Annotated in this window: 10 protein-coding genes, 1 tRNA gene and 1 pseudogene; 6 read left to right on the forward strand and 6 right to left on the reverse strand. The window is 58.0% G+C overall.

The window, feature by feature from the left end; translation table 11 throughout:
• Positions 1-163 precede the first annotated feature (163 nt).
• Entirely contained in the window at positions 164-436 is a 273-nt protein-coding gene (locus AAHA39_RS20435) for a late competence development ComFB family protein (RefSeq protein ID WP_033113978.1), read from the forward strand.
• Positions 437-442: 6 nt separating this feature from the next.
• On the opposite strand, the gene AAHA39_RS20440 is transcribed toward AAHA39_RS20435, so the two are convergent.
• Positions 443-649, reverse strand: a complete 207-nt coding sequence (locus AAHA39_RS20440; RefSeq protein WP_320657001.1) for a hypothetical protein — start codon at positions 647-649, stop codon at positions 443-445.
• A gap of 302 nt (positions 650-951) precedes the next feature.
• On the opposite strand from AAHA39_RS20440, the gene nhaC reads away from it, so the two are divergent.
• Positions 952-2361, forward strand: coding sequence for a Na+/H+ antiporter NhaC (gene nhaC / locus AAHA39_RS20445; RefSeq protein ID WP_041210901.1), 1410 nt, complete (start codon positions 952-954; stop codon positions 2359-2361).
• 114 nt (positions 2362-2475) lie between these two features.
• Here the strand turns inward: nhaC and erpA are convergent, their stop codons facing one another.
• From erpA to clcA, 3 genes are all read right to left on the reverse strand, one after another.
• A complete protein-coding gene (gene erpA / locus AAHA39_RS20450) occupies positions 2476-2826 on the reverse strand; it encodes an iron-sulfur cluster insertion protein ErpA (protein ID WP_005340225.1) in 351 nt (116 codons plus the stop codon).
• Positions 2827-2913: 87 nt separating this feature from the next.
• Positions 2914-3609, reverse strand: a complete 696-nt coding sequence (locus AAHA39_RS20455; RefSeq protein ID WP_042030308.1) for a DUF6776 family protein — start codon at positions 3607-3609, stop codon at positions 2914-2916.
• Between the two features lie 93 nt (positions 3610-3702).
• Positions 3703-5094: a H(+)/Cl(-) exchange transporter ClcA gene (gene clcA, locus AAHA39_RS20460; RefSeq protein WP_041210899.1), complete on the reverse strand. Its 1392-nt coding sequence runs from the start codon at positions 5092-5094 to the stop codon at positions 3703-3705.
• 244 nt (positions 5095-5338) lie between these two features.
• On the opposite strand from clcA, the gene hemL reads away from it, so the two are divergent.
• Positions 5339-6625: a glutamate-1-semialdehyde 2,1-aminomutase gene (hemL, locus tag AAHA39_RS20465; RefSeq protein WP_320657002.1), complete on the forward strand. Its 1287-nt coding sequence runs from the start codon at positions 5339-5341 to the stop codon at positions 6623-6625.
• Between the two features lie 196 nt (positions 6626-6821).
• Positions 6822-7637, forward strand: a complete 816-nt coding sequence (locus AAHA39_RS20470; RefSeq protein WP_320657003.1) for a hypothetical protein — start codon at positions 6822-6824, stop codon at positions 7635-7637.
• Here the strand turns inward: AAHA39_RS20470 and AAHA39_RS20475 are convergent.
• Together AAHA39_RS20475 and AAHA39_RS20480 are read right to left on the reverse strand one after the other, a co-directional pair.
• The gene (locus AAHA39_RS20475) at positions 7552-8454 is read right to left on the reverse strand and encodes a sulfite exporter TauE/SafE family protein (RefSeq protein ID WP_042030304.1); all 903 of its coding nucleotides are present in this window, start codon (positions 8452-8454) and stop codon (positions 7552-7554) included. The genes AAHA39_RS20470 and AAHA39_RS20475 overlap by 86 nt on opposite strands.
• Positions 8455-8730: 276 nt before the next feature.
• The gene (locus AAHA39_RS20480) at positions 8731-9480 is read right to left on the reverse strand and encodes a DsbA family protein (RefSeq protein ID WP_320657004.1); all 750 of its coding nucleotides are present in this window, start codon (positions 9478-9480) and stop codon (positions 8731-8733) included.
• Between the two features lie 197 nt (positions 9481-9677).
• On the opposite strand from AAHA39_RS20480, the gene AAHA39_RS20485 reads away from it, so the two are divergent.
• Together AAHA39_RS20485 and AAHA39_RS20490 are read left to right on the forward strand one after the other, a co-directional pair.
• Positions 9678-9765, forward strand: a tRNA-Ser gene (locus AAHA39_RS20485).
• A gap of 169 nt (positions 9766-9934) precedes the next feature.
• A pseudogene (locus AAHA39_RS20490) lies at positions 9935-10132 on the forward strand (N-acetyltransferase family protein); the annotation flags it as partial.
• Positions 10133-10394: the final 262 nt, after the last annotated feature.

Raw genomic sequence — 10394 nt, forward strand, 5'->3', positions numbered from 1 at the left:
TTCAGGTGTTAGTGTCCCACGGATGTGAGGGTTCGAGTCCCTCTCTTCGCACCATTCATTACGCAAAAGGCCCATCACGAAAGTGACGGGCCTTTTGTTTTTACTCCTTGTTATGGCTATGCTTTTGACGACTCACCGCCCATCGTCATGCCAAGGAACGCATATGATACTGGATACCGACATTCACAACTTCTACGAGCATCTGGTGCTCAAGGAGATTGAAAAGCAGGGTCTGCAGCAAAAACTCAGCAGCGACCAGATGGCCGATCTCTGCTGCCTCACCCTCAACCAGCTCCCCTCCCACTATATTCGCCACGATGTCGACATGATCTACTTCCTGACCGATGCCAAACGGAGCGAGATGGAGAAAAATGTCGTTGAATCGCTCAAGCAGGCCCAACAGAAGATCAAGCAGGCTCCCGTCAAACACGCATAACGCCTACTAGCCGGTATGCTGCCAGAGCAGGGCCACCACGCCGGTCAGCCCTGCCACTGGCAACAGGATCAGTGCCGGTTTCAATCTGGGTTCAAGCATCATCCAGGCAGCCAGCAGAAATCCCAGACTCCAGATGCCGTACTCTTTGTCATGGCCCCATCCGAGCACAACCAGTCCAGTTAGTAGCACCACTCCCCGCACCACCCAGTTCATGTTTTGCCTCCCCCACAGAGATAATGATAATAATTATCATATTCACAAGTGAGAGATGCAACCCTCCTCCAGCACAAGACTCAAAATAGGCTTTTATGCCAATAAAGCGCTCAAAAACGGGTTACGAGATCAACAATTCTGTGATTTTTTCAATCAAAAGTGCAATTTTGCCAATTTGGTTAGGCTTTAACCCTCCCACTTTGTGGTAGATTGCGGCCTCTTTTTGGGTTGGCCCCTCGGGATATGCGTATCCACAGGATGAGAGGAGCCAACCTTGGCGAGCAAGAGTTTAGGAAGTATCTATGCAAAACCAACACAACCACATCCGATTGCCGAGCATGTCGCAGGTGTTTGCCTGTCTGGCCATTTTTCTGGCTCTGGCATTCTCGTTCACCAGCGTGCTCGATCTGCCTATCCAGCTGGCACTGTTCATCGCCTGGTTCGTCATCATGGGGCTTGGCATCAAGCTCGGTCATGACTACAAGTCCCTGGAGCAAGCCGCCGTTGATGGGGTATCCAAGGGGATGGGGGCCATCCTGATCCTGGTCTCCGTCGGTGCACTGGTCGGTACCTGGATCGCTGGTGGCATAGTCCCCAGCATCATCTACTTCGGCCTCAAGGTGATTCACCCTTCCATCTTCCTGCTTGCGACCCTGATCATCTGCTCGCTGACCTCGCTGGCCACCGGCACCTCCTGGGGGTCGGCCGCCACCGCCGGTATCGCCATGATGGGGATTGGCCACAGCCTCGGCGTACCTGCGCCTCTGGTTGCCGGTGCCGTGCTCTCCGGCGTCTATTTCGGTGACAAGCTCTCCCCGCTCTCCGACTCCGTCGTGCTGGCATCCACCATGTCCAACGTCGACGTGGTGGAGCACATCAAGGGGATGCTGCCCATCAGCCTGCTCTCCTACATCATTACCGCCGTGCTGTTCACCGTGGTCGGCATGCAGTATTCGGGCAACGTCAGCCTGGAGCAGGTCAATCTGGTGATGGAAGCGCTCGACAAGCAGTTCAACATCACCCCGCTGGCCATCGTGCCGGTGGTGCTGGTGCTGGGCCTGCTGGCCAACCGCAAGCCCGCCTTCCCGGTGATCAGCTTCGGCGCCCTGCTTGGCCTGATCTGGGCCATCCTGTTCCAGGACATGGATCCGGTGAAAGCGATGCACTCTGCCTACAGCCCGTTTGCCATTACCTCCGGCATCGACTTCATCGACAACATCCTCGGTCGTGGCGGTATGGAGTCCATGCTGGGCTCGGTCGCTGTCATCATCTTCGGTCTGGGCTTTGGCGGCCTGCTGGAGAAAGTAGGTATCCTCTCCGTCATCGCCAGCGCCTTCGAGAAGCGCATCAACAGTGCCGGCAGCCTGACAACCCACACCATTGGCACCGCTTTCCTGGCCAACGTGTTCGGCTCCGCCATGTATGTATCGCTGATCCTGACCCCAAAGATCATGGCCAAGAACTACGATCGGCTGGGACTGGCACGCAAGAACCTCTCTCGCAACGCCGAGTTTGGCGGCACCCTTACCTGCGGCATGGTGCCCTGGAGCGACAACGGCATCTTTATGGCCGGGGTACTGGGTGTGGCCACCCTCGACTACCTCCCCTACATGTGGCTGAGCTTCACCTGCATCATTGTGACCATCACCCTCGCCTACATGGGCAAGGCGGTGAACAGGGTTCCACTGGTAGCGGCAGCAAGCTCCCGCTAACTGTACCAATCAAAAAGGCGCCTCATCGGCGCCTTTTTATTTCCACTCAACCATCTGCACAAGGAAAAACGGCCCTCGTTGCCGAGAGCCGTTGCGTCTGATCGTCGGGAGCGATCAGATGGAGAAGCTGGAACCACAGCCACAGGTAGTGGTTGCATTGGGGTTGGTCACGGTAAAACGTGAACCTTCCAGCCCCTCGGTGTAATCCACACTGCCGCCAACCAGATACTGGAGACTCATCGGATCGATCACCATGGTGACGCCATTCTTCTCGACCACGGTATCGCCGTCGTTGATCTTCTCATCAAAGGTAAAGCCATACTGGAAACCAGAGCAGCCCCCACCCGTGATGTAGACCCGCAGCTTGAGCTCCGGATTCTCTTCTTCGGTGATCAGGTTCTTCACCTTGTTGGCCGCCGCATCCGTCATCTGGATGGGCAGCGGGGCTTCTGCTACTGCACTCATTACTGACCTCACAACCATTAGATCCACAAACATGGAAACCGCGAAATTATCCAATACCCGACCATTCAGTTCAAGTATTCACCACGTTTAACCTGCAGCGGGCACCGGAGCAGGCGGTGCGGCGACCAGCGGCTTAAGCGCATCGGCCCACTCAACCAGCAGCTCCTGCGCCGGTTGCCGGCCATCCTTGTTGATGGTGACCCGGATCCGATCCGGCACAAACCCTTCCGGCAGTTGCCAGTTTCCCTCCAGCAGCTGGAAATAGCGCAGGGAGTAGCGCCACTCGCTCACCTTCATGCCCAGATCCCGCCCGGACAACACTTTGGGCTTGTCGCCAAGGCTCCCCTCAACCCGGATCTGCACCTGACCGCGAAACAGCTCGCGCTTCTTGGCGGGCTGGGTCAAAGCCAGTCGATAGTGGTAGCGACCCGGAATGCTGCTCTCCTGCAGGGTCAGGTTGTCGATTACCACCCCAACCTGCTCGCCAGTCGGGCGCATGATCCGCTCGAAAAAGGCCAACTGGCGCTTGAGCTCCTGCACCTGCGCCTCCTGACTCTTCAGGGTGGTCTGCAGCTGCTCGAAGGCGGCTCGCTGGGTGGCGAGCTGGGTATCCTTGAGACCGAGATCCGTCTTGAGCTGGCTGATGGCATTGCTCTGGCGATCCAGCGTCTCCTGCTGAACCCCCAGCAAGCTGCTTTGCGCCAGATCCTGATGGTTGCCGGCAAAATAACCGGCCAGACCACCTACTGCGAACACCACCAATAACTTCAATAGGTTGGACATAGCCCTCTTTCCCGTTATTTGCCTCACAGCGGCAACTGCGACCTCCTTTCACTATACCGCCCTAACCGAAGCCACAGGCGGTGATGGTGAAAATTAACTGGTGGCCACACTGCCATCACCCCGCTTTTGACGCGCGGCAAGCCGTAAAGTTCGCTCAAGGATCTGGGAATAGATAGGACGACCGCCCAGCGCTTGCGCCACAAGAGTGGCTCCCATGGTGGTGATCATCATCGGCAGGATCAGCTGGTAGTTGTCGGTCATCTCGGTGACCAGCACGATACCCGTGATGGGCGCTCGCACCGTCGCGGCAAACAGCGCTCCCATGCCGGCAATGGCAAAGGCACCGGGCTCGATGCCAAGCTCCGGAAAAGCAGCATGGAACAGATGACCAAACACCACGCCAAACAGGGTGCCGAGGGCCAAGGTCGGCGCAAACACCCCGCCTGGCGCGCCGGAGCAGAAGCAGATGAGGGTTGCTACCAAACGGATGGAGAAGATAAGGAACAGGGTCGCCATCGCATACTCGCCCCCCATCAGATGCGGAATGAGCTCAGTGCCGCCGCCCGTTACCGAGGGGGCAAACAGCGACAGCACGCCGAAAGTACCGGCAACCAGCATACCGATGGCGACGAAACGGTGGCGCTTGTTCTGGTGAAGCGCCAGATAGCCATCCTGACAGGCCAGCACCAGCTTGTTGAAAACAAAACCCAGCACGCCGAAGGTGGCCCCCATAAAGAGGAACAGCCAGAGCGCCTTGAGGGCTGGCGCATCGTAATGAGGCAAGGTGATCACCGCCCCCTGCCCCTTCATGTTTTGCAGCATCAGGGTCGCCATGATGGCGGAGATCCCCACCGCCTTGATGGCCAGGAAGGAGTAGCGAAACTGCGGCCGCATCTCCTCCATCACGAACAGGATCCCCGCCAGCGGTGCATTGAAGGCCGCCGCCAGACCGCCCGCCGCACCGGCTGCCAGCAAGGCGTGGCCATGCTCCTTGGGCAGCCGGAAGATATCCGCCACCATCTTGCCGAGGTTACCGCCGATCTGCACTGAAGGCCCTTCCCGTCCCAACACCATGCCGGAGCTCAGGGTACACACCCCGCCGAAGAACTTGACCGGCAACACCCGCCACCACCGCACCGGACGCAGGTCCTCCATCGCACCCTCTATTTCGGGAATGCCGGAGCCACCGGCCTCGGGGGCAAAAGTATGGGTCAGGAAGTAGCCGATACACCCCAGCATGGCGCTGAAGCCAAAGCCAAGCAGGCCGAGCTGCCACCATGGGCGATCAGCCAGCAGGGCGAGCCGCTGCTCTGCCAGCCAGTGCACGCCTGACTCGAACAGGCCGCACACCAGTCCGGCCAGGGTGCCGACCAGTGCCGCCAGCAGCAGAACCAGCAAGGGCATCCTGTCTTGCCGAATGATTCGGGAAACCGGCCCGCGCGGTGAGGCGGACGGTTCGGAAGAGGAGAGAGCTTGTTGCGCCATCTTGTTACACCAACTTGGAAACACCATATCTTCAGCTAGCTGAGATCAGGATCACCCGGCGCGTTGCTCGGCTGCCCAGGGCTGGGGCTTTCTGCTATAGTCGGCCCGTTAAATTTTTGTCACGGGAGCAGACCGAGAGTCCGGGTGGCGAGAGCGCAAAGCATACTCCTGATGCCCCTACCTGCCGAGTCTCGATCGACTGCTTTCTCCTGCGTGACGACCAAAATCCCATTAAGGATGATCCATGTCAAAATCAGATCAGCTGTTTGAACAGGCCCGCCAGACCATTCCGGGTGGCGTCAACTCACCGGTCCGCGCCTTCAATGGGGTCGGCGGTACGCCCCGCTTCATCGATCACGCCGATGGCGCCTACCTCTATGACGTGGATGGTCAGGCCTATGTGGATTACATCGGTTCCTGGGGCCCCATGCTGCTGGGCCACAACCACCCGGCCATCAAGGCCGCCGTCATCAAGGCGGTGGAAAAAGGGTTGAGCTACGGCGCGCCGACCGAGATCGAAGTGCTAATGGCCGAGAAAGTGCGTCAGATCGTCCCCTCCATGGAGCAGGTGCGGATGGTCAACTCCGGCACCGAGGCGACCATGAGCGCCATCCGGCTGGCCCGCGGCTACACCGGCCGCGACAAGATCGTCAAATTCGAAGGCTGCTACCACGGCCACGCCGACTCCCTGCTGGTCAAGGCTGGCTCCGGCGCCCTGACCCTGGGTCAGCCCAACAGCCCGGGCGTACCGGCCGATTTCGCCAAGCATACCCTGACCTGCGTCTTCAACGATCTGGCGTCGGTGCGCGAAGCCTTTGCCCAGTACGGCAGCGAGATCGCCTGTATCATCGTCGAGCCGGTCGCTGGCAACATGAACTGCATCCCGCCGGTACCCGGTTTCCTGGAGGGGCTGCGCGCCATCTGCGACGAGTTTGGCGCCCTGCTGATCCTGGACGAGGTGATGACCGGCTTCCGCGTCTCCCTGCGCGGTGCCCAGGGCCACTACAACATCGACCCGGATCTCACCACCCTCGGCAAGATCATCGGTGCCGGCATGCCGGTCGGCGCCTTCGGCGGCAAGAAGAAGGTGATGCAGCACATCGCCCCGACCGGCCCCATCTATCAGGCTGGTACTCTCTCCGGCAACCCGGTGGCCATGGCTGCCGGCCTCACCATGCTGGATCTGCTGCTGGAGCCGGGTCTCTATGAGCAGCTGAGCGCCAAGACTGCCCGTGTTGCAGAAGGGCTGAAAGCCGCCGCCGCCAAACACGGCATCCCGCTCGCCATCAACTATGTGGGTGGTATGTTCGGCTTCTTCTTCACCGAGGAGCCCGAAATCACCCGCTACGAGCAGGTCACTCGCTGCGATATGGAACGCTTCAAGCGCTTCTATCACCTGATGCTCGAAGAGGGCGTCTATCTGGCGCCGAGCGCCTACGAGGCAGGCTTCCTGTCGCTGGCTCACGGCGACAAGGAGATTGAACACACTCTGGCCGCCGCCGAGCGCAGCTTCGCCAAGCTGGCCGGTTAAATCGCCGCTGCTTGTCGCCAAAGGGCCCGTCACGGGCCCTTTTCCATATCTGCAATCTACGCCCGCTTCTGGTGCACCCCGACCTCCTTTCCCGCTTATTTGCCACCCTCTGGTGCAAATGCTCCCGCTCAGCCTGTCATATATCGGGCCCACTATTTGCACATCCGCTACAGGAGCCCACGTCACCGAGGTCCATATGGCAGAGATGAGCCCCATCGATATATTGCGACGTTATCAGGAGTATCAGGTCGAGCTGACACCACTGATCCATGGTTTGCTCGGCGCACCTCTCGCAGCGCTCAAGGAGTACCCCTTTATCATCAGCATCGACCGCTATCAGGGGCCGACTTGCATCCTGTCGCCACGTCCAAGCACGCAGAACCGCTTGCACCTGATCGCTCGTGGAGAGGGACGAGAGCTGACCCTCTGCCTCAACCAACTGATCGCCTGGCTGATGGGAGACAGAGAGCGGCGCCGCGCCATGCCCTGGTTCAAGGCCATCTACGTGGTACTCAGCATGGCGCTGTTCCTTATCGTTGCGACGCTCATCTGGCACGGACTGGAACAGCTCTATCTGCTGCTATGCGGGGCGCAGCAGAACCGACTGGGGGCACTCAGCGCCATTATCTTTCTGACGCTGGCACTGGCGGTATTCGATCTGGGCAAAACCATTCTGGAGGAGGAGGTGCTGCTGCATAAGGATATCTTCCGCCACAGCGCCATAAGACGCACCATCACCCGCTTTATCGCCGCCATCCTGATCGCGGTCTCTATCGAAGGGTTGTTGCTGCTATTCAAAGGGTCGCTCGGCCAGAGCGAGCTGCTCTGGCCTGCGATTGGGGTGATGGGGTGTGCGGTGGGATTGCTGCTGGCCCTCGGACTCTATGTCTTTCTCGGGGCCAGAGCGGAAGCGGCACTGGTGCAGGCTAACCAGCGATATCCGCAGCCAGTTGCACACTGGGGCGACGAGCAGCCCGCCAGGAGGCGTACATGGTCCAGGAGGTATAGATGACGATAAAGGCAACCAGCCACTTCAGCATCGCCATATCCATCGACTTGACCAGCATGGCTGCCAGCACCACACCAATGGGGCCAAAGATGGCAACCGCCAGCACCGCCTTGGCATCAAATGCCCCCTTGCGGATAAAGGTGCCTGCAGAGAAGACGCTAAGTACCGCGGTAGATCCCATCATGATGGGGAACGCCGCCAGCGGGTTCATCCCGAGCAGATAGACTAGCGTCATGCAGGGAGCGAACAGACCGATCCCCACATTCATCAGGACACCGAAGATAAAGTTGCCGATCAGGGCGATCACCAGCTTGTAGCCACTGAGCCCCATGGCCTCGCCACCGACCGGGAAGAGGCCGAGCAGGCCGGCAAAAATCAGTCCGGCAACGACCAGCAGGGAGACTGCCATCACCAGCCGGATGGTCTGACGATCAAACGAGGCGACGTGACGAGCCCCCCAGGCAGCACCGGCTGCGGCAGCAATCATCATGCTGATCAGCGTCAGCGGCTCCACCGCTACTGCGCCGACAAAGATCAGCGACTGAGTCACTGTCGGCAACACACACTGGCCGTTGAGAGTCCCCGGCAACAGACGATCATCGATTAGCTTGAACTGCTTGTAGCAGGCTGTTTTGACCGCAAAGCTGCCAACCCCCAGGGTATCGAGAAAGTTGGCAACACCGCCGATTAGCGCCACCGGCCAGAAGGGGGTGGACTCAAAAGTCCCGTTGCATCGTTTTTGCCAGCACGCTTGTACCAGCATAAAGATGAATACCAAACCGCCAGCTATAAAAACAAGCCGCAAAATATCAACTAACATAGGGGTTTTCTCCTGCAAGGGACGCGATTCTAAGGCAGGCAGCAGAAAAAATCCTGACCTGAATTAAGCAACTCTCACAAGCGACTGCAGGACGCTTAAATAAATACGAATGGAAGTCGAACGACTCTGCTAATACTTGTTACTGAGACCGAAAGGTCGAGTCCTGCGCACGTTGTTATGGTCCTTTCGCGACGACCACCTGTGACTCGGGACATAAAGAAAAGAGGGCCGGTAGCAATACCGACCCTCTTTTTATTCCGTCAGGATACAAGCACGTTACTGAATGCTTTTGCCAGCACGCACATCCTTGATAAAGCTCTTCAGGCTTGCTAAATCCCGTGGTGCACCACGCAGGATCTGGTCACCGATGATAAAGGCGGGCGTACCGGAAATTCCGAGCGCTTCAGCCAGAGCCCGGTTGGTGCCCAGATTCTGATCGATGCTGCCATCCTTGATCTTGGCCTCTACCTTGCTCCAGTTAACACCGGCCTCTTCTGCCACCTTCTTGACCTGCGCTTCATCGGAGAGCGGGCCCTGATGGGCATAGAGCTTCTCATGGAAAGCCTGGTACTTGTCGGGCTGACCCAACTGAACGGCCAGTGCGGCACGCGCGGCGAAATAGGAGGTTTCGCTCAGGATCGGGAACTGCTTGTAGATGTAGCGAATATTCTTGTCCTCAGCCATCAGCTGCTCGACCAGCGGATGTGCCCGCTTGCAGTAACCGCAGTTGTAATCGAAGAACTCGACAATCGTCAGCGACCCCTTCGGATTGCCCATTTCGGGATCCTTGTTGCCATAAAGCTGCTGGGCATGGGCCTTGATCAGCGCCTTATCGCTCTCGGCCTGCTGACTCTCCTGCTTGGCACGCAGGGCATTGGACATCTCGACCAGGATCTCGGGGTTCTTGACCAGATAGTCACGAACGATCTGCTCGACATCACTCTTGGTCAGCTCGCTCGCCTGCACCGGCGATGCCAGCAAGGTTACGCCCGCCAGAGCGCAAAACAGGGCATTTTTAATAGTCATAATGTTATCTTGCAGAGGATATGATGGAGGCCACTATAGTGGTGGACTCTCTTTTCAAGTCAAGCAATCAGGCCAAAAAAGCACTCATTCCAACCAGTTTGCCCATTTAATCGGTCATTTCGTGCAATTAACCAGCAATCGAACCAGCCGGGGATTTACAACCCTGATCAGCGTGGTAATATTCGCCGCACTGCTGCGGAGGGGTGGCAGAGCGGCTGAATGCACCGGTCTTGAAAACCGGCGATGGGCGACCATCCGTGGGTTCAAATCCCACCTCCTCCGCCATTTATTCCGAGCCCATGCAACGCAAGTTGCGTGGGCTTTTTTGTTGTTATCCCTTCTCTATATCCCATCACTTTATCTTTCATGGCGCTTCATATGCCGCCTCACTGTAATTCACCACTTAAACACTCTGTTTTCTACCCCCACTGCTCTCTGAACTGAAGGAGAGAGGTTAAAACTCGGCAAGCTGATGATGGAAAAGATCATCCGCTACGCCAGCGAACAGGGGATCGACCAGCTCTCCGGCATGACCATGCCGAGCAATCGCGGCATGGTAACCCTCGCCAGGCGACTCGGCTTTACCATTGATGTCCAGATGGAGGAGGGAGTGGTCAATATGGCCCTTCCCTGCGGGACTGTAGCCCAGTGATGGGTGGCCGCGAGTAATCCAGTACCAAGGGTTGCGAATCACCCGAAAAACGACCACGATTACACACCAAAAGGAGGGAATAGCAGGCCTGCCAGTGCCCTCCCTCAGGCAAGAGCCACTGTTTAGTGGCTTCAGGATGCTGAAAATGCCAAAGCCCGGTCTGATAACCGGGCTTTGATGTCTATTCTGGCGTGCAAGGCTGTGGCCAACGGGCAAATCGACCATAGCAAAAAGGCCTTCCCAATCGGGAAGGCCTTCTATT

The sequence above is a fragment of the Aeromonas sp. SE22 genome, from assembly GCF_038739755.1.
GTDB lineage: Bacteria > Pseudomonadota > Gammaproteobacteria > Enterobacterales > Aeromonadaceae > Aeromonas > Aeromonas jandaei.

Bases quoted from the DNA above. Each gene is read 5' to 3' on its own strand.
- AAHA39_RS20440 (WP_320657001.1), bottom strand. From the start codon at position 649: ATGAACTGGGTGGTGCGGGGAGTGGTGCTACTAACTGGACTGGTTGTG.
- erpA (WP_005340225.1), bottom strand. From the start codon at position 2,826: ATGAGTGCAGTAGCAGAAGCCCCGCTGCCCATCCAGATGACGGATGCG.
- AAHA39_RS20455 (WP_042030308.1), bottom strand. From the start codon at position 3,609: ATGTCCAACCTATTGAAGTTATTGGTGGTGTTCGCAGTAGGTGGTCTG.
- AAHA39_RS20480 (WP_320657004.1), bottom strand. From the start codon at position 9,480: ATGACTATTAAAAATGCCCTGTTTTGCGCTCTGGCGGGCGTAACCTTG.
- clcA (WP_041210899.1), bottom strand. From the start codon at position 5,094: ATGGCGCAACAAGCTCTCTCCTCTTCCGAACCGTCCGCCTCACCGCGC.
- hemL (WP_320657002.1), top strand. From the start codon at position 5,339: ATGTCAAAATCAGATCAGCTGTTTGAACAGGCCCGCCAGACCATTCCG.
- AAHA39_RS20435 (WP_033113978.1), top strand. From the start codon at position 164: ATGATACTGGATACCGACATTCACAACTTCTACGAGCATCTGGTGCTC.
- AAHA39_RS20470 (WP_320657003.1), top strand. From the start codon at position 6,822: ATGGCAGAGATGAGCCCCATCGATATATTGCGACGTTATCAGGAGTAT.
- nhaC (WP_041210901.1), top strand. From the start codon at position 952: ATGCAAAACCAACACAACCACATCCGATTGCCGAGCATGTCGCAGGTG.
- AAHA39_RS20475 (WP_042030304.1), bottom strand. From the start codon at position 8,454: ATGTTAGTTGATATTTTGCGGCTTGTTTTTATAGCTGGCGGTTTGGTA.